This window comes from Cobetia sp. PDI-23MA (assembly GCF_059507735.1).
The window spans coordinates 690,792-708,920 of record NZ_CM183352.1 but is presented as its reverse complement, the minus strand read 5'-3'; the positions used below and the strand labels follow the sequence as shown (position 1 = coordinate 708,920).

Annotated in this window: 15 protein-coding genes; 9 read left to right on the top strand and 6 right to left on the bottom strand. The window is 63.5% G+C overall.

Annotated elements, in window-relative coordinates; genetic code table 11:
• Positions 1 to 281: 281 nt before the first annotated feature.
• Together trpE and AC5WNJ_RS03015 are read right to left on the bottom strand one after the other, a co-directional pair.
• Positions 282 to 1,769 carry an anthranilate synthase component I gene (trpE, locus tag AC5WNJ_RS03020; RefSeq protein WP_176678263.1) on the bottom strand — a complete coding sequence of 496 codons (1,488 nt, stop codon included), beginning with the start codon at positions 1,767 to 1,769 and terminating at the stop codon, positions 282 to 284.
• A 108-nt stretch (positions 1,770 to 1,877) separates the two neighbouring features.
• Positions 1,878 to 2,525, bottom strand: coding sequence for a phosphoglycolate phosphatase (locus tag AC5WNJ_RS03015; protein ID WP_253062736.1), 648 nt, complete (start codon positions 2,523 to 2,525; stop codon positions 1,878 to 1,880).
• A 466-nt stretch (positions 2,526 to 2,991) separates the two neighbouring features.
• Here AC5WNJ_RS03015 and AC5WNJ_RS03010 point away from each other — a divergent pair, with 466 nt between their 5' ends.
• Positions 2,992 to 4,293 carry an NAD(P)/FAD-dependent oxidoreductase gene (locus AC5WNJ_RS03010; RefSeq protein ID WP_175090585.1) on the top strand — a complete coding sequence of 434 codons (1,302 nt, stop codon included), beginning with the start codon at positions 2,992 to 2,994 and terminating at the stop codon, positions 4,291 to 4,293.
• 100 nt (positions 4,294 to 4,393) lie between these two features.
• On the opposite strand, the gene AC5WNJ_RS03005 is transcribed toward AC5WNJ_RS03010, so the two are convergent.
• The gene (locus AC5WNJ_RS03005; protein WP_495930376.1) at positions 4,394 to 4,765 is read right to left on the bottom strand and encodes a GIY-YIG nuclease family protein; all 372 of its coding nucleotides are present in this window, start codon (positions 4,763 to 4,765) and stop codon (positions 4,394 to 4,396) included.
• Positions 4,746 to 5,453, bottom strand: a complete 708-nt coding sequence (gene rpe / locus AC5WNJ_RS03000; RefSeq protein ID WP_495930375.1) for a ribulose-phosphate 3-epimerase — start codon at positions 5,451 to 5,453, stop codon at positions 4,746 to 4,748. The genes AC5WNJ_RS03005 and rpe overlap by 20 nt, the downstream gene beginning before the upstream one ends.
• A gap of 278 nt (positions 5,454 to 5,731) precedes the next feature.
• On the opposite strand from rpe, the gene ggt reads away from it, so the two are divergent.
• The 3 genes from ggt (at position 5,732) to AC5WNJ_RS02985 (ending at position 9,707) form a co-directional block, all read left to right on the top strand.
• Positions 5,732 to 7,492 carry a gamma-glutamyltransferase gene (ggt, locus tag AC5WNJ_RS02995; RefSeq protein WP_253062242.1) on the top strand — a complete coding sequence of 587 codons (1,761 nt, stop codon included), beginning with the start codon at positions 5,732 to 5,734 and terminating at the stop codon, positions 7,490 to 7,492.
• A gap of 165 nt (positions 7,493 to 7,657) precedes the next feature.
• The gene (locus tag AC5WNJ_RS02990) at positions 7,658 to 8,920 is read left to right on the top strand and encodes an MFS transporter (protein ID WP_253062240.1); all 1,263 of its coding nucleotides are present in this window, start codon (positions 7,658 to 7,660) and stop codon (positions 8,918 to 8,920) included.
• A gap of 181 nt (positions 8,921 to 9,101) precedes the next feature.
• Positions 9,102 to 9,707 carry a YajG family lipoprotein gene (locus AC5WNJ_RS02985; RefSeq protein ID WP_176676243.1) on the top strand — a complete coding sequence of 202 codons (606 nt, stop codon included), beginning with the start codon at positions 9,102 to 9,104 and terminating at the stop codon, positions 9,705 to 9,707.
• A 124-nt stretch (positions 9,708 to 9,831) separates the two neighbouring features.
• Here AC5WNJ_RS02985 and tmpT read toward each other — a convergent pair whose 3' ends face one another.
• Complete coding sequence (gene tmpT, locus AC5WNJ_RS02980; RefSeq protein WP_253062236.1) at positions 9,832 to 10,503, bottom strand: thiopurine S-methyltransferase; 672 nt, start codon at positions 10,501 to 10,503, stop codon at positions 9,832 to 9,834.
• Between the two features lie 40 nt (positions 10,504 to 10,543).
• Positions 10,544 to 11,242, bottom strand: coding sequence for a TIGR04211 family SH3 domain-containing protein (locus AC5WNJ_RS02975; RefSeq protein WP_176676242.1), 699 nt, complete (start codon positions 11,240 to 11,242; stop codon positions 10,544 to 10,546).
• Between the two features lie 833 nt (positions 11,243 to 12,075).
• Here AC5WNJ_RS02975 and miaB point away from each other — a divergent pair.
• The 5 genes from miaB (at position 12,076) to lnt (ending at position 18,118) form a co-directional block, all read left to right on the top strand.
• Complete coding sequence (gene miaB, locus AC5WNJ_RS02970) at positions 12,076 to 13,425, top strand: tRNA (N6-isopentenyl adenosine(37)-C2)-methylthiotransferase MiaB (RefSeq protein WP_176678260.1); 1,350 nt, start codon at positions 12,076 to 12,078, stop codon at positions 13,423 to 13,425.
• 226 nt (positions 13,426 to 13,651) lie between these two features.
• The gene (locus AC5WNJ_RS02965; RefSeq protein WP_176676241.1) at positions 13,652 to 14,764 is read left to right on the top strand and encodes a PhoH family protein; all 1,113 of its coding nucleotides are present in this window, start codon (positions 13,652 to 13,654) and stop codon (positions 14,762 to 14,764) included.
• Positions 14,765 to 14,781: 17 nt separating this feature from the next.
• Positions 14,782 to 15,477, top strand: a complete 696-nt coding sequence (gene ybeY, locus AC5WNJ_RS02960) for an rRNA maturation RNase YbeY (protein ID WP_253062732.1) — start codon at positions 14,782 to 14,784, stop codon at positions 15,475 to 15,477.
• A 128-nt stretch (positions 15,478 to 15,605) separates the two neighbouring features.
• Positions 15,606 to 16,514: a CorC family transporter gene (locus tag AC5WNJ_RS02955; RefSeq protein WP_176676239.1), complete on the top strand. Its 909-nt coding sequence runs from the start codon at positions 15,606 to 15,608 to the stop codon at positions 16,512 to 16,514.
• Positions 16,515 to 16,600: 86 nt separating this feature from the next.
• A complete protein-coding gene (lnt, locus tag AC5WNJ_RS02950; RefSeq protein ID WP_176676238.1) occupies positions 16,601 to 18,118 on the top strand; it encodes an apolipoprotein N-acyltransferase in 1,518 nt (505 codons plus the stop codon).
• Positions 18,119 to 18,129: the final 11 nt, after the last annotated feature.

The window sequence follows — 18,129 nt, the reverse complement described above, 5'->3', positions numbered from 1 at the left end:
CAGTGGCCTGCCCGCTCTTCTGTGGTGTCGTTCCCGCCGTCCAGCAACAAAAATGCCGCCCTGGTCGGCGGCATTCTTCTGGTCGTACGTCCTCGAACTTCAGACATGCGAAAGCCGCCCCCTTGTCAGGAGCGCCACCACTGCTGGATGAGGTCGTGCGGGTTACGTAGCGTCATGGGTCAATAGTGCGTTGAGCTGTCAGGAGTGTCAATCACATGCGCCGTTGCAGGGAACGACCCGCCCACACTGGCGAGTCACTCCCGAAATGCACGGCGCGTCGATCAGTCCAGATTGTCCAGACCGCGCTCCGCCATCGCCACGGCACGGAAGAGAGCACGCCCCTTGTTGAGCGTCTCATCCCACTCGGACTGCGGAACGGAATCCGCGACCACACCGGCACCGGCCTGAACGTGCAGCACCTGATCCTTGAGCACCGCGGTGCGGATCGCGATGGCGGTATCCATGTTGCCATGCCAGGAGAGATAGCCTACCGCGCCGGAATAGATGCCACGCTTGACCGGCTCCACCTCGTCGATGATTTCCATGGCGCGAATCTTCGGCGCACCGGACAGGGTACCGGCCGGGAAGGTGGCCCGCAGCACATCCATCGGCCCCAGGCCTTCCTTCAGCTTGCCGGTGACGTTGGAGACGATGTGCATGACGTGGGAATAGCGCTCCACCACCATCTGGTCCGTCACCTTGACGCTGCCGGTCTGACTGATGCGGCCGGCATCATTGCGGCCCAGGTCGATCAACATGAGGTGCTCGGCGACTTCCTTGGGGTCTGACAGCAGGTCCTTCTCCAGCGCCAAGTCTTCCTCTTCGGTGGCGCCGCGCACGCGAGTCCCGGCGATCGGACGCACAGCGACCTCGCCATCCTCGAGACGCGAGAGAATCTCCGGCGACGAGCCGATGACGTGGTGGTCATCCAGGTTGAAGAAGAACATGTAGGGCGAGGGATTCAGACTGCGCAGTGCACGGTAGAGATCCAGCGGCGCGGCGCGATAGGGAATCGACATGCGCTGGGACGGCACGCACTGCATGACATCACCGGCCAGCACGTATTCCTTGATCTTATCCACTGCGCCCTTGAAGCCTTCCTCGGTGAAGCCGGAGGTGAAGTCGGTCTCCTTGACCGGCTCGCCGCCGGTGCCGGGACTGACGGTATTCAGCGTCGCGCTGCGCAGCTGGATCTCGAGACGTTCGAGACGCTCGCAAGCGGCCTCGTAGGCGTTCGGCATTGCCGGGTCGGCGTGGGTCAACAGCGTCAGACGCCCGGACAGGTTGTCGAAGATCACCAGCTCATCGGCGACCATCAGCAGGATGTCCGGCACGCCCAGCGGGTCCGGCTTCTCGACACCCCGCAGGCGCGGTTCGATATAGCGCACGGTGTCATAGCCGAAGTAGCCGACCAGACCGCCATTGAAGCGCGGCGCACCGTCGATGACCGGCACACGGAAACGGGTCTGGAACTGCTCGATCCAGTCGAGGGGGTCCTCGACCTCGGTCATGCCGGTCTGCTCGCCATTGGTCAGATGCGAGATCACCTGGCCACGCACCTCGATGCGCTCACGACACGGCAGGCCGATGATGGAATAACGCCCCCATTTCTCGCCACCCTGCACGGACTCCAGCAGGAAGGTCCACGGCATGTCGGCCAGCTTGAGATAGGTAGACAGTGGCGTGTCGAGATCCGCCAGCACGTCACGGGTGACGGGAATGCGGTTGTAACCGGCTTCGGCCAGTTCAGCGAAGTGTTGTGGGGTCATCATGACCTGCAGTTCCTTCCACGGAGGGTGCGTTGCCGGCACGAGGCCGGCTTGTCTGGGGCTCAGTCTATCATTGCGTGTCGCTGGCGGCAGCGCTGTCTGCCAGACTCAGTCAGCCACGACAAGCTCGGCAAGCGAGTCGACGAGGTAATCCGGATGGCTGCGCGAGATCGGCTCGCCATGGTTGTAGCCGTAAGGTACCGCCAGGGTGCGGAAGCCGGCGGCGCGGCCTGCCGCGATATCGTGGCGCGAGTCTCCGACCATCAAGGCCTGACGCGGCGGCACTCCCAGCCGCTCGGCGGCGAACAGCAGGGGCGCAGGGTCCGGCTTGCGCGTCGGCAGACTGTCGCCGCCCAGCGCCAGCGCGAAGTGCTCGCTCAGCGCGAAGTGCGAAAGCAACGGTTCGATGAAGGCCTCCGGCTTGTTGGTGATCAGCACCAGCGGGATCCCGGCCTGGCGCAGACCCTCCAGGCATTCCCGCACCCCGGGATAGAGTCGCGTACGCGAGCTGGGGTCGGCGGCGTAATGTGCCAGGAAGCTCTGATGCGCCTGCTCGACCCGCGCCAGGTCATCGGTCGCCAGGCCATGTGCTGCCAGGGCGCGCTCCACCAGCACCCGCGATCCATTGCCGACAAAGTCGCGTACCCGCGCCTCCCCCAGCGCCGTCAGCCCCTCTTGCTCAAGCATGCAGTCGATCGCATGGGCGAGGTCCGGCACCGAGTCGATGAGGGTGCCATCCAGATCGAAGGCCACCATCTCGATGCCCCGCAACGCCGGATGTGCCAGTCCGTGATCGAGGCCCTGTGCCTGCTCGGGCCGGGCCCCGAGAGCCCCCCCGCCATGCGCGGTATCGCAAGGTGTGGAAGCTGAATGAGGCGCCATCTGGACAGGCGCCTCTTCAAAAGTCTGCATCACCGTCTTTTCGCTCACCTGGCCTCCTGAGACCACCCGCTGAATCCGGCTGTCACGGGATGAGAATCGTCCGTCATTCATCCACGCAACGCATGGTTTCATCTGTTTTGTTGGAAAAATCCGTAAAAAAATTACATTCCTTCACCTTGCCACTATTAGCACGCCAGTGGCCACGTTACCATAGCGCCATTCCGTCGACCGTCCCTCCGGGTGTGGCGCCAGTGACAACGAAAAAATGCGCGACCCGACGCTCCGGCGACAGCCAGTTTCTGCTTGTCCTTTTCGACCTTGTCACTCTCAGGAGCACTCAATGGCCATTCCCCGCATCGTAGTCGTTGGCGGAGGCGCCGGCGGTCTGGAACTCGTCACCAAACTGGGCCACAAGCTGGGCCGCAAGAAGAAAGCCGAGATCATTCTGATCGACCGCAATTCCACGCACATCTGGAAACCGCTGCTGCACGAAGTGGCCACCGGCGTGCTGGATTCCGGTCTCGATGAAGTCTCCTACCAGGGCCATTCCAAGGCCCACGGCTACAAGTTCCAGCGCGGCACCCTGGAAAGCCTGGAGCGTGAAGAGAAGCAGCTGACCCTGGCCGCCATCCACGATGCCAAGGGCAACGTGCTGCTGCCTGCCCGCCAGCTCAGCTATGACTATCTGGTACTGTCACTGGGCAGCGTGTCCAATGATTTCGGCACCGAAGGCGTCGCCGAGCATTGCCACTTCCTGGACAGCCCGCAGCAGGCCGAGAAATTCCGCCGCGACATGCTCGACACCTTCCTGCGCTTCAGCGCCAACGGCAAGGAATGTGAGCGCCAGCAGCTCAACGTCGCCATCATCGGCGCCGGCGCCACCGGGGTCGAACTCTCCGCCGAGCTGTTTGATGCCTCCAAGATGCTGCACAGCTACGGCTTCTCCTCGCTGGAAGACCGCCAGGTCAAGGTCCACCTGATCGAGGCCGCACCGCGCATCCTGCCCGCCCTGCCGGAACGCATCGGCAAGCCGGTTGCCAAGGAGCTGACCAGGCTGGGCGTCGATATCCACGTCGATACCCGGGTGACCTGCGCCGACTCACGCGGTATCACCACGGCCGATGGCACCCTGATCGAAGCCGACCTGAGCGTCTGGGCCGCCGGTATCCGGGCGCCCGCCTTCCTGTCCGAGCTGGGCCTGTCCACCGAGCGCAACAACCAGGTCAAGGTGCACCAGACCATGCAGAGCATCGATGATGAGTTCATCTTTGCGCTCGGTGACTGCGCCAGCTGCCCGCAGCCGGATGACAAGCGCGTCCCGCCGCGTGCCCAGGCCGCTCACCAGCAGGCCAGCCTGATGGTCAAGAATCTGCGCGCCGCGATGGCCAACAAGCCGCTCAAGGACTTCGTGTTCAAGGACCACGGCTCGCTGATCTCGCTGGCGCACTTCGACGCCGTCGGCTCGCTGATGCGCGGTGCCTCGGCGCGTTCACTGTTCATCGAAGGTCGCCTGGCCAAGTTCTTCTACGCCTCGCTGTATCGCATGCACCAGATGGCGATCCACGGCGTGGTCAAGACCGGCATGACAGTGGTGGTCGATGGCCTGAACCGTTACCTGCGTCCGAAGATGAAACTGCACTGAGACTGGGACAGCCTGCCCGGCAGGGTCGCCAGTCAACAAAACGCCCCCAGCGGAGACCGCTGGGGGCGTTTTCGTTTCACGCATTCAATCAGGCAGGCCGTCAGTCGAGCAGGCTATCCAGCGCAAGCTCACCGGCGATCAAGCGACGCTTGGCCGCCACACTCAACTGCTTGACGCGATACTCAAGCTTGAGCGCCCGCGAGCGATCGCCGACCACCTGTTGATAACACAGCATCAAAGGCCCCTTGCCGCGCAGCGCTCGTGCACCGCGCTTGCCGCCCTCATGCTCGGCCAGGCGGCGCGCCACATCGGTACTGATGCCGGTATAGAGACGCCCCTGGGTCGTCTCCAGCACATACAGCGACCACTCGACAGCCACAGCAGGCAGCGCGTCGTGGCCGGTCTGCTCAGCCGACGCATCATCGACACTGGCGCGCCTGCCCACCACGCAATCAGCCGCGGACGCTGGCAAGCTCGGCACGCAGCTTCGCCAAGACGCTGTCGTAGCGGTTGGCATCGCTGTCACTGCGCGCATTGAAGATGGCGGAACCGGCCACGAAGGTGTCGGCACCGGCACGCGCGATCTCGGCGATGTTGTCGACCTTGACGCCACCATCGATCTCGAGACGGATGTTGTAGCCGGAGGCATCGATGCGACGACGCGCTTCACGCAGCTTGTCGAGGGTGCCGGGGATGAACGACTGGCCGCCGAAGCCCGGGTTGACGCTCATCAACAGGATCATGTCGACCTTGTCCATCACGTAGTCGAGGTAGGACAGCGGCGTGGCCGGATTGAATACCAGACCGGACTTGCAGCCCGCATCACGGATCAGCTGAAGCGAGCGGTCGACGTGGTCGGAGGCTTCCGGATGGAAGGTGATGTAGCTGGCACCGGCCTCGGCGAAGTCACCGATCATGCGGTCGACCGGCGTGACCATCAGATGGGCGTCGATCTCGGCGGTGATGCCGTAGTCACGCAGCGCCTTGCACACCATCGGCCCGATGGTCAGGTTGGGCACGTAATGATTGTCCATCACGTCGAAGTGGACGATATCGGCCCCGGAGGCCAGCACATCCTCGACCTCCTGCCCCAGGCGGGCGAAGTCGGCAGACAGGATCGACGGGGCAATCTTGAAGTCATTCGGCAGTAGTTCAGACATGTCATCAGGCGCCAGCGAGAAGTGGAAGGGGCATTTTACGCCACACTCTCACAAAAGACAGGCGCTGTGTGACACCGTTCGGGGTAGCCCCCTGTCGCTCGCACTCGCCATGACAAGACCAGGCCTGCCATCAGGTGGTTGAAATTGCTGCATTAGCAACTGATAGTAAAAGAGTTCGTCAGGGCAACACTTGCCGACACGACTCACGACAGCACATGACACTCGCGACACCATTGCCATGCTGCAACTCCAATAACGATAAATGGAATAATCGACTCATGTTTGACACCTCCCTTGCCGCACGCAAGCGGCTGAAGACCCTCGCCGCCGCCACACTGTTGCCGCTGGCCGGCCTGCTACCGACGGCGATTCCCGCTGCCTTCGCCGAATCTTCCGCGATTCTGGAAGGCGAGCGCTTCCACCCCCAGGAAGGCAAGCACGGCATGGTCGCGACCAGCCACTATCTGGCCTCCCAGGTCGCACGCGATGTGCTGGCCAATGGCGGCAACGCCGTCGACGCTGCCGTGGTGGCAGGCTTCGCACTGGCCGTGACCCAGCCGCGTTCCGGCAATATCGGTGGCGGCGGCTTCATGCTGGTGTCCGATGAGAAGACCGGCGAAGTGGTGGCCATCGACTACCGCGAGAAGGCCCCGGCGGCGGCCAGCGAGACGATGTTCCAAGATGAGAATGGCGAGGCGGTCTCCGAATGGTCACGCTTCACCCACCGTGCGGCAGGCGTGCCCGGCACCGTCGCAGGCCTTGCCAAGGCGCTGGAAGACTACGGCACCCTGAGCCTCGAGCAGGCCCTCGCCCCGGCGATCAAGCTGGCCGAAGACGGCTTCGTGATTCCGACGCGCTTCGCCAAGGGCTTGAGCGATGCCAAGGACCGCCTGGCCAAGTGGGACAGCACCGCCAAGGTGTTCTACAAGCCTGACGGCAGCAACTATCAAGCGGGTGAGCTGTTCAAGCAGCCGGAACTGGCCGCGACCCTCAAGCGCATCGCCGCCAATGGTGCGCGCGAGTTCTACGAGGGCGAGACTGCCCGACTGATCGTCGCCGAGATGGAGCGCCACGACGGCATCATGACGCTGGATGACCTCAAGGCCTACGAGCCGGCCATCCGCGAGCCGGTCCACGGCACCTATCGTGGCTATGACATCTTCTCGATGAGCCCGCCCTCCTCCGGCGGCGCGCACATCGTTCAGATTCTCAACATGCTCGAGGGTGACGACATCCAGGCAATGGGCTTCAACTCTGCCGCCACCCTCCACGTGATGGCCGAGGCGATGCGCCGCGCCTACGCCGACCGCTCCGAGTATCTTGGCGACACCGACTTCGTCGATGTGCCGCTGTCGGGCATCATCTCCAAGGACTACGCCAAGGAATTGCGCGCCCAGTTCGACATGAACAAGGCAACGCCCTCCAGTGAGGTCAAGCCCGGCAAGCCGCAGCCGTATGAGTCCAATCAGACCACCCACTTCTCGATTGCCGATGGCAATGGTCTGGTCGTTTCCAACACCTACACCATCAACTTCAGCTACGGTTCCGGGATCGTGGTGGATGGCGCAGGTTTCCTGCTCAACAACGAGATGGATGACTTCTCCGCCAAGCCGGGCGTACCGAACGCCTATGGCCTGATCGGTGGCGTCGCCAACAAGATCGAGCCGAACAAGCGCATGCTGTCTTCCATGAGCCCGACCATCGTGATGAAGGATGGCAAGAACTTCCTCGTCACCGGTAGCCCCGGCGGCTCGCGCATCATCACCACTACGCTGCAGGTGATCATGAACGTGATCGACCACGGCATGAACATCCAGTCGGCGGTCAGCGCACCGCGCATCCACCACCAGTGGCTGCCGGACGAGATTCGTATCGAGGCGGGCATCAGCAAGGACACCATCCGCCTGCTCGAGGCGATGGGCCACAAGGTGGTGACCAAGGACGCCATGGGCGCCATCCAGTCGATCATGATCGACGACGGCACCTTCTACGGCGGTGCTGACCCGCGCCGCTCCACCTCTTCGGCCATGGGGCTGTAGACGATAGCTGCGACGGGGTAGTCTCTGCACCGCGTTGCCGAGCTGCCCCATCAATGACGCCTTGACCCCATTGATGGGGCGGGCTATCTGTGACGGGCGACACTTCGGTGTCGCCCGTTCGCGTCTTGCTGCGCCATCATGCCCTCTGCCCTACAAGGTGCCCTCGTGTCCTCCACCAAGTCACTCACGCCCCCCATCTCTGGCTGGCGGCAATGGGCCAACCGCTATCCGGTCGCCTTGATCGCACTGGCACAGCTGTTCGGCACCAGCCTGTGGTTTACCCCCAATGCCGTACTCGCCCCCATGCTGGAAAGCTGGAGTTTCACGAGCGACAGCGCCGCGGCACTCGGACAACTGACCTCCTCGGTACAGGGCGGCTTCATCGTCGGTACGCTGGCGCTGGGACTGGCAGGACTGGCAGACCGCTTCGCGGCGCGCCATCTGTTCATGGCCTCCTGTGTGCTGGGCGCGCTGACCAATCTGGCTCTGCTGATCGCACCGGGACTGCTGAGCGCCTCCGGACTGCGCGTGCTGACCGGACTGGCCCTGGCCGGCATCTACCCCATCGGCCTCAAGCTGATGGTGCACACGGCGCCTGACCGCGCCGGTGCCGCACTGGCCTGGCTGGTGGGCATGCTGGTACTGGGAACCGCACTGCCGCACGGCCTGGCCGCGCTGCAACTCAGTGGCCACTTCTCGCTCCCCTGGGGAGCGGCCATCGGCATGGCATCACTGCTGGCCGTGGCAGGGGCCGGGCTGGTCGCATTGCTGCCCGCCATCGCGCCTCCCGCAAGGGTCACGACCTCGACGAAGACGTCTTTGCTGGCGCGGGCCACCCGTGGTCTGGCCGCCTGGCGTCATCCCGGCTTCGTGCGCGGTGCCCTGGGCTACTTCGGCCACATGTGGGAACTCTATACGCTATGGGCGCTGGTACCGCTGCTGTTGACGACAATGGCCAGACTCAATGATCTGTCGCTATCGGCCACGCAACTGGCGCTGCATAGCTTCCTGGTGATCGCGGTGGGCGGGCCCGGCTGCGTGGTGGGAGGCTGGCTGTCACGCACGCGCGGTAGTCTGTGGGTGGCTCGCCTGGGGCTGGCGGGCTCGGTGATACTCACCCTGCTCTTCGTCACGGCCATGCAGGGTGACGCCAGCTATGGTCTGCTGCTGGGCCTGCTGGCGCTCTGGAGCCTGATGGCCGTGATCGATTCTCCGCAATTCTCGGCACTCGCGGCAGGCGGTACGCCGGTCGAGCTTCAAGCCAGTGCATTGGCCGTGATGAATGCCATCGGCTTCAGCCTGTCTTTGGTCTCGATCGCCCTGCTGACTCCGCTGGTCGCCTCACAGGGCAGCCTGCTGCTGCTTGCCATCCTGCCAGGCCCCCTGCTGGGATTGCTGGCATTGGCGCGCCGTGTCGATCCCGCATGAACTCTCGAGAATGTCGCCATCAAGTGACAACCGTGAGCCTGAATTTCCACTACGCTCAGGCGTCATTCTGGCCCTATACTCGCGCCATTGTGCTCCGGCCATCCCGCGCTGCAGGCGAGATATTGGCAACGGATGGCCGAGATGACTCCCATGACAACCGGCCTCAGGCCCAGGAACCCCGATGATGATGCACAAGTTGCGCACCACCTGCATGAGCGTGGCACTGATCGCCACGACGGCACTTCTCAGCGCTTGCGGCACCAGCCCGCAGCGCCTGTACGTCAATCCGCAGGTCGGCGAGATGGGCGTGGTCGGCCACGGTCAGCAGGTGGTGGTGGATGTGCTCGATGAGCGTCCGTCAGAGCGCATCGGTTCTCGCGATGGCGCCACCAATGCCTCGAGCTATCTGGTCGTGCCGACCGGCGACCTGACCCCCAAGCTTGAGGCCCAGACCATCAGCGCCTTGCGCCGCATGGGCTTCGTGCCGGTATCCGCCGAGCAGGCCAACCAGGGCGCAGCAGAGCTGACCATCTCGCTGACCGAGCTGGCCTATGGCGTGAAGCGTGGCGGCCTGATCACCGATACCGCGACACTCAATGGCGTGATCAAGGCCGTCGCCGTGTCCGGCAAGCAGCGCTATACCGGCAGCTACACCGCGACACGTGACCAGGGCTATGCCCTCAAGCCGAGCCAGGAGAAGAACACCGAGATGGTTTCAAAGGTGATTGGGGATGCGCTGACTCGCGCCTTCCAGGACACCACGCTGATCCGCCAGCTCGACCAGTAAGCTCAATCAGCAGCTCGTCACCAACGAAAACGCCACCGCCGCCCATTGGGCGGCGGTGGCGTTTTTCATGAGGACTGAACCTTCAAGAGGACGGTACCTGACTGACAAGGTCATCCCCGAGGCGTCAGCGACGCGGTCCCTTGCGCACCAGACTCCACACCGTCTCGCGCAGGCCGCGCTCATCCGGGGCGCGACGCTCCAGCACCTCAAGCGTGAAGTTGGCACTCAACAGCTGACGAATCTCGTCTTCGGCGACATGGAATGGCGGGCCCTGATGCTGCTCCGTCTGCCGCTCGAGACTGATCAACAGGCCACGCGCGCCCGGGGGCAGCAGCTGCGCCAGATGGAAGGCATAGCGCTGCCGGGTGGCCGGCGGCAAGGCGATCAGCGCGGCGCGATCATAGAAGGCGTCCAGATGATCGACATGATCGATATGGAAGTGGAAGAAGTCTCCGCACCACAACTCGACCATGCCCTGGCGGAAGCATTCGAAGTGCTCCAGCCGATAGCGCGAGACATCCCCAGCGCCTTCGGCGACGAACTGCTCGCAGGCCTGGCGGGCAAGCTCGATACCCAGCACCGGATAGCCCTGCGCCGCCAGCCAGCGCATGTCGAGACTCTTGCCACACAACGGCACCAGCACCTTGGCGCCTGCCGCGACCTCAAGCCGCGGCCACCAGCGCTCCAGCGCCGAATGTGTGGCAGGCAGATGAAAGCCGATCCGCCCTTCCTGCCATCGCGCCAGCCAGGGGTCACTGGCCGGCGTCGCGTCCATCGTCGTGTCTTGTGTCGACATGAGCTGGCGCACTCCCTCTGCTATCGGTTACCGGGATGCCTTACAGGAAGCCGTGACGCTTCTTCTTGCGACGCGGCAGGTGCGGCACGATCAGGCCAACCAACAGGCCGACACCCGCCACGCCACCGCCGTACATGAAGTAGCGCATCAGCAGGTCCTGCTTCTTGGTATCGAGCTTGGTTTCCATGTCCTGCATCTTGCTGCGCGCCTGGGCAAGCTCGGCTGACTGGCTGTTGTTGGCCTGCTCAAGCTCTTCGATACGCGCCTGACGCGTCTCGAGGCCGGCCTTCATGTCCTCGACACGGGTTTCCCACTCTTCATTGATGCCATCGAGTTTGGCAGTCAATTCCTTGACCCTGGCGCTGAGCTCGGGCACCCGGGCATTGACGCTCTGGGTGTTCTGCAGGTCAGCGGAGGGCATCCATACCACGTCGCCGCTGGCAGTGCGGATCTTGCTGTAGTCATTCTGGACCTCGAGCAGCTCGACGGGCTGGCCGGCTTCCACCGTGCCCACGATGCGGTAGCCATCCGTAGGGCCACTGCGCACGAAGGTGGTGAGGTCATCGGCGACCCAGCGGTCGGTGGCTGCATTGGCCAGCGGAGCGCCCAGCAGCAGGCTTCCGGCGACGCCAGCCCCCAGCACCACACGGCGCAGTGAGCGCGCAAGCGTCGAACACGGCGATCGGGGTGACAGGAGACCGAAAGATGAAGGGGTGCTGGTAATGGAGAATCGCGTCATATCGTGTTCTTCATGGCTGTCTAAGGGCGTAAGCCGACCGTGTCAGGCGTGTGGGCACGAGGAGCAAACGTGCTGAATCCAGCGTCCCCACATGCCGAACATGATCGACCACTTTTGGGCGAAGGAAGGCTCGCCCTGTCTGCCCATGCGGTGTCTGCCAGGTTGCGCAATGCAAGGCATCCTGCCTGGCATCGCTGTCGCGCTAGGACGTACGGTAACGAAATTGCCGCGAGAAAAATCCGAGACTGTCATTTCAGTGTCTTCAGAGATCCACACTTTCTGTGGATAAGTCTTGGGACAACCGCAAAGGGGCAGGTCTGCGCACGGCGAATTGCCTGCCCCGCCAACAAATCGATCAAATTTTAACCAGCTCAGGCAGCCGGGCTATCGGCATGAAAACCTCAACAAATCAAGCCATTGACAGCCTGATGTGCGTCGCGCAACACCTGCCTGATAACTATGAAACATGCCAAGCCCCTGTTGTAGCGTCAGGGCATGCGCGGGCTTTCTCATGAGGATACCACAGCCACCATCAGGCTGAACCGGTGGTTGGCAGGCATCCTCCTCATTGCTGACAGCGATGCGACAGGGCTGGCCGCATGGCCGGCAGACTCCTATACTGTGCCGTCCCGATTTTGGCCTCGATCCGATCAGCGTGCCGCTTGGCACGGTATCGTCGTGCCCTCGATTCCCGGCCAGCCATCAGCGCCGGGGCTCATTCATTACAAGTCGCGCCCGCTTCTCCTGACCGCTGACGCTGCCCGCCGCCACCAAGTGCCCGGGCGCGGGCGCACGAAGCCCGGGTGCGCAGCTCAGAGCGTTCACACAAGGCAATGGCGAAGAAACTCTTCATCAAGACTCACGGCTGCCAGATGAACGAGTATGACTCCGCGCGCATGGCGGATCTGCTCGGCGAATCGCATCAGATGGAAGTCACCAGCGACGAATCCGAAGCAGACGTCATCCTGCTCAACACCTGCTCCATCCGCGAGAAGGCGCAGGAGAAGGTGTTCCACCAGCTGGGACGCTGGAAGAAGCTCAAGGAAAAGAACCCGGAGCTGGTGATCGGCGTTGGCGGCTGCGTGGCCAGTCAGGAAGGTGACAACCTGCGCAAGCGTGCCCCGCATGTGGACATGGTGTTCGGCCCGCAGACCCTGCACCGCGTGCCGAAGATGCTCGATACCCGCCGCGACAGCCTCAAGCAGATTTCCGTCGTCGATGTGACCTTCCCCGAGATCGAGAAGTTCGACAATCTGCCCGCGCCCAAGAGCGACGGCGCCAGCGCCTTCGTCTCGGTGATGGAGGGCTGCTCCAAGTACTGCACCTTCTGCGTGGTGCCCTACACCCGCGGCGAGGAAGTCTCTCGCCCCTTCGAGAGGGTGATGGATGAAGTCATCCACCTGGCCGAACAGGGCGTGCGCGAGATCAACCTGCTGGGCCAGAACGTCAACGCCTACGCCGGTCTCAATCAGCTGGGTGAGGAGATCGACCTCGCCGAACTGATCAGCTGCGTGGCGCAGGTCGAGGGCATCGACCGCATCCGCTTCACCACCTCGCATCCGCTGGAGTTCAAGGACTCGCTGATCGAGGCCTTCGGTGAGATCCCGGAGCTGGTCAGTCACCTGCACCTGCCGGTGCAGTCGGGTTCCAACCGCATCCTGGCGGCGATGAAGCGTGGCCATGAGCGTGACCTCTACATCGACAAGCTCGAACGCATCCGCGCGCTGCGCCCGGACATCAGCTTCTCCTCCGACTTCATCGTCGGCTTCCCGGGCGAGACCGATCAGGACTTCATGGATACCATGGATCTGATCGGCCAGATCGGCTTCGATCACTCCTTCAGCTTCATCTACTCCGCACGCCCGGGCACTCCGGCGGCGAATCTGGAAGACGACACCCCGGAAGAGGTGAAGAAGGAGCGCCTGCTCATCCTGCAGGACCGCATCAACCAGCAGGCGATGCAGATCGGTCGCAAGATGGTCGGCACCACCCAGCGCATCCTGGTCTCCGGCTTCTCGCCGCGTGACCCGGGCCTGCTGTCAGGGCGTACCGAGAACAATCGGGTGGTCAACTTCCGCGCCGCCAACCCGACCGAGCTGATCGGCTACCTGGTGGATGTCGAGATCACCGAGGCCTACCCCAACTCGCTGCGCGGTGAGCTCAGCTCGCCCTACCGCTATTGATCGCTCGTCACTCCCGACATTGACGAGGCGCCATCAGCCCCCGCTATCAAGCAGATAGCCACGCTGGCCGTACAGGACAATTGCCCTGTACGGCCATCGCGCATTAAGCTCTCTTGAGACTTCGGCAACGCGTCACCATTGACACTGAAATGGCGCCGTCATGCGCCGTGGCGGCCCTCATCGCCAAGCCTCTTCGCCACTCATCACTATCAGGATATTCGACGCCTTGAGCCACCAGTCACAGCAAGCCAATCGCATTCTCAACATGACGCTTGAGCCGGCAGACCCGCAGCGTCTGGCCAGCCTGACCGGTCAGCGCGACGAGCATCTCAAGCTGATCGAATCCCGGCTCGGTGTCACCCTGCGCAACCGCGGCAACGACTTCCAGATCGCGGGTCCTGCCGCGGCCGTCAAGGCGACCGCCAACGTCCTCGAGCACCTGTACCGCGAGACAGGGGCCGGTGAGGTCGATGCCGAGACCGTGCATCTGTTCCTGCAGGAATCCGGCGTCGAGGCGCTGGTCGAAGCCGCCGAAGACCAGGGCGCCACCTACGGCGATGTGGTGATTCGCACGCCAAAGGTGGTCGTGCGCCCGCGCGGCTTCAATCAGCAGGGCTATGTCACCGAGATGCGCAATCACGACATCAACTTCGGCATCGGCCCGGCCGGTACCGGCAAGACCTACCTTGCCGTCGCGGCGGCCGTGGAAGCGCTCAACAACAACGAAGTGCGACGTATCCTGCTGGTGCGTCCGGCGGTCGAGGCCGGCGAGAAGCTCGGCTTCCTGCCCGGCGACCTGGCCCAGAAGATCGACCCCTACCTGCGCCCGCTCTACGACGCCCTGTACGAGATGCTCGGCTTCGAACACGTCAACAAGATGATCGAGCGCCAGATCATCGAGATCGCGCCGCTGGCCTACATGCGCGGCCGGACGCTCAACAACGCCTACATCATTCTCGACGAGTCCCAGAACACCACGCGTGAGCAGATGAAGATGTTCTTGACGCGCATCGGTTTCGGCTCCACCGCCGTCATCACTGGTGACGTCTCGCAGGTCGATCTGCCGCGTGGTACTCAGTCCGGCCTTGCCCATGTGCTGGAAGTGCTCAAGGACACCCCGGGGATCAGCATCACGCGCTTCCTGGCCAAGGACGTCGTGCGCCACCCGCTGGTGCAGCGCATCGTCGAGGCCTACGACACCTTCGAGGCCGCGGAGGAGCAGCAGGAAGGCGAGCGTCGCGAGAAGCGTCAAGCCGAGCGTGAAGCCCGCATGGCAGCACTCAATGCCCAGAGCAACATACCACCCGCCGACAGCACCCCGCCGGGAGGTAGCCAGTGAGCGAAGCCCCTGCGGTCATGGTGGACCTGCAACTGGCCATCGGCGAGAGTGAATTCGATGGTCAGCCGCTGCCGGCCAGCCATCAGCTGGAAGCCTGGGTGGCGGCTGCGCTGCTGGCCGCCGCGGAAGATGGCGCACTCGAGCGCGAGGCCAGCGACGCCGCGGCGCCGTACGAGCTGACCGTGCGACTGGTGGAAGAAGCCGAGAGTCAGGGCCTCAATCGCGATTATCGTGGCAAGGATTCCCCGACCAATGTGCTGTCCTTCCCGCATGAGCCGCTGGATCTGGACGACTTCGCCCTGCCGCCGGAACTGGCCGCGCGCTTCGCCGAGGAAGTCGAGGACGACAGCCTGCCGCTTGCGAGCATGCCGGAGGGCGATCTGGACGCTGGCGAAGAGGAAGATCTCGACGGCCACAACATCGACGATGTCATGCTGGCGTCAGACACGTTGAGCGATGCTGACGAGCAGAGCCCTGATGAGCAGCGCTTTCTGGGCGACCTGATCATCAGCGTGCATGTCGTCGCCCGCGAAGCGCGGGAACAGGGCAAATCGCTGGAACATCATTTCGCCCACATGCTGGTCCATGGCACCTTGCACTTGCTCGGCTATGACCATATCGAGGACGATGAAGCCGAACGCATGGAAGCGCTCGAGCGTCATGTGCTGGCAGGGCTCGGCATCGCCGACCCCTACCGGGAAGAGAATCACTGATGCCGGCGCCCCTGCGCATCGGCAGCACCCGCCGCCGGGTGCTTCGGGGCTTGTCCCCGAGTCACCCGGCAGCCCCGATACCGCCACGACGATGGGGTATCGCCACCGAGGAAAAGAGAAACTAACGCATGAGCGAAGACCGATCGGGAAGCCAATCGAAAACCTGGCTCGATAAGCTGTTCGGCGCCTTCTCAAGCGACACCGACGAACCCAGCTCCCGTAGCGAGCTGCTCCAGTTTCTGGCTGAGGTAGGCCCACGCCTCAACCTCGATCAGGACGCCATCGCCATCATCGAAGGCGCGCTGGAAATCAGCGACCAGCAGGTGCGCGAGGTGATGATCCCCCGCTCCCAGGTGCAGGCCATTCAGGTCGATCAGCGCCCGGAGGAGTACCTGCCGCTGATTCTCGAATCGGCTCACTCCCGCTATCCCGTCATCGACGAGAACCTCGACGAGGTGCTCGGCATCCTGCTGGCCAAGGACCTGCTGCCGCTGATTCTGCAAAATGACAGCGAGCGCAAGCGCTTCGATCTGCGCGAAGCGATCCGTCCGGCGATGTTCATCCCTGAATCCAAGCGCCTCAACAGCCTGCTCAAGGAATTCCGCGAGACCCGCAACCACATGGCGGTGGTCATCGACGAGTACGGCGGCACGGCAGGCCTTGTCACCATCGAGGATATCCTCGAGCAGATCGTCGGGGATATCGAGGATGAGCACGACACCGATGAGGATGAGGACATTCGCGAGCTGGGCGATGGTCAATTCGCCGTCAGCGCGCTGACCACCATCGATGACTTCAACGAGCACTTCGATACCGACTTCTCCGATGAGGAATTCGACACCATCGGTGGTCTGATGATCCAGCGCTTCGGCCACATGCCGCGCCGTCAGGAATCCACCGATTTCGCCGGCTGGCGTTTCACGGTGCTCAATGCGGACAATCGTCGCATTCGTCAGGTACAGGTATGCCGTCTGGAAGATGCCACCGGTGTCGCGCCGCCCTCGGCCGAGCATCGTGCGCACATCAGCGGCGAGTGATTCATGGCCTGACCACAGGCTGACCCGATAGAGGACAATGCCAGACACATCCGCCGATGTGTCTGGCATTTTACAAGGAGAGCGGCATGTCAGATTCCCCCCGCGCGAGGAGCTTCCCGGGCGCCTCGTTGCTGGCCAATGTACTGGCGACCATTGCCGGGGTACTGGTCACCCTGAGCTTTGCCCCCTTCGAGCAGTGGTGGCTGGGCCCGATCGGCGCAGGCCTGCTCTACGGGGCGCTGCGCATGGAAGGTGGTGGCTTCCTGCGCGCCTGGTGGTTCGGGGTCGGCCTGTTCGGCAGCGGGGCCAGCTGGGTCTATGTCTCGATTCATGATTATGGCTATACCGGCATGCCGCTGGCGGTGCTGCTGACGATGCTGTTCGTGGCCTGCATGGCGCTGTTCCCGATGCTGTGGATGGGTCTGTGGCAGCGCTTCTGCTCACGCAAGCTCGATGTGCTGTCATTCGCCGCGGTGTTCGTGCTCAGCGAGCTGTTCCGCACCTGGGCCTTCACCGGCTTCCCGTGGCTGCTGCTGGGCAACAGTGCCGTGGGCTCGCCGCTGGCCAGCTGGGTGCCAGTGCTTGGGGTCTACGGTATCTCGCTGATCATCGCGCTGTCCGGGGCGCTGCTGTGGAATCTGGCCCTGCGTCGCCGCTGGTGGGCGATCGCGCCACTGATCGTGCTGTGGAGCGCGGGGCTGCTGCTGCCGACCGACTGGACACAGTCCGGCGGCCAGCCGGCGCGCGTCGCTCTGCTGCAAGGCAACCTGCCGCAGTTGATCAAGTGGAGCGCCGAAGGTCAGCGCCGTGCGGCCAATACCTACGCCGCGATGACGCGCGCCGTGCAGGACGATGCCGACCTGATCGTCTGGCCGGAGACGGCACTGCCGATGCTGCGCGACCAGGCCGAGCCCTTCCTCGAGCGCATCCAGGCCACTCTGCCGCCCAAGACCGGTCTGATGACCGGGATCGTCGAGCGTGACGCCGACAATCGCTTCTACAACAGCGTGATTCCCATCGATGACCCTTCGGCCCAGTATCGCAAGGAGCACCTGGTGCCCTTCGGCGAGTATGTACCGCTGGAAAGCTGGTTGCGGGGCATCATCGGCTTCCTGGACCTGCCGATGTCGAGCATGCAGTCAGGCGACAGCCAGCAGCCGCCGCTGATGGTCAGCGGTCTGCGTATCGGCGTGGCGATCTGCTACGAGATCGTCTATCCGGAGCTGGTCCGCCAGCGCGCCTTGAGCTCTACCGTGCTGCTGACCGTCTCCAACGACACCTGGTTCGGTCACTCCATCGGCCCGCTGCAGCACCTGCAGATGGCCCAGCTGCGCGCGCTGGAAAACGGCCGCTATCTGCTGCGAGCCACCAGCAATGGCGTCACGGCGATCATCTCGCCGCAGGGTGAGATCATCGCCCAAGGCCCCCAGTTCGAGGAGGCCACCGTCACTGGCGATATCCGCCTGCAACTGGGCATGACGCCCTGGATGCACTACGGCCTGCTGCCGGTGTGGATCCTGATCGGGCTGCTGCTGGCGCCGGGCCTCGTGCTGGGCATCAACGAATGCCTCAAGGCGCGCCGTCAACATCCGCAGGACGCCTGAGACCCATAATG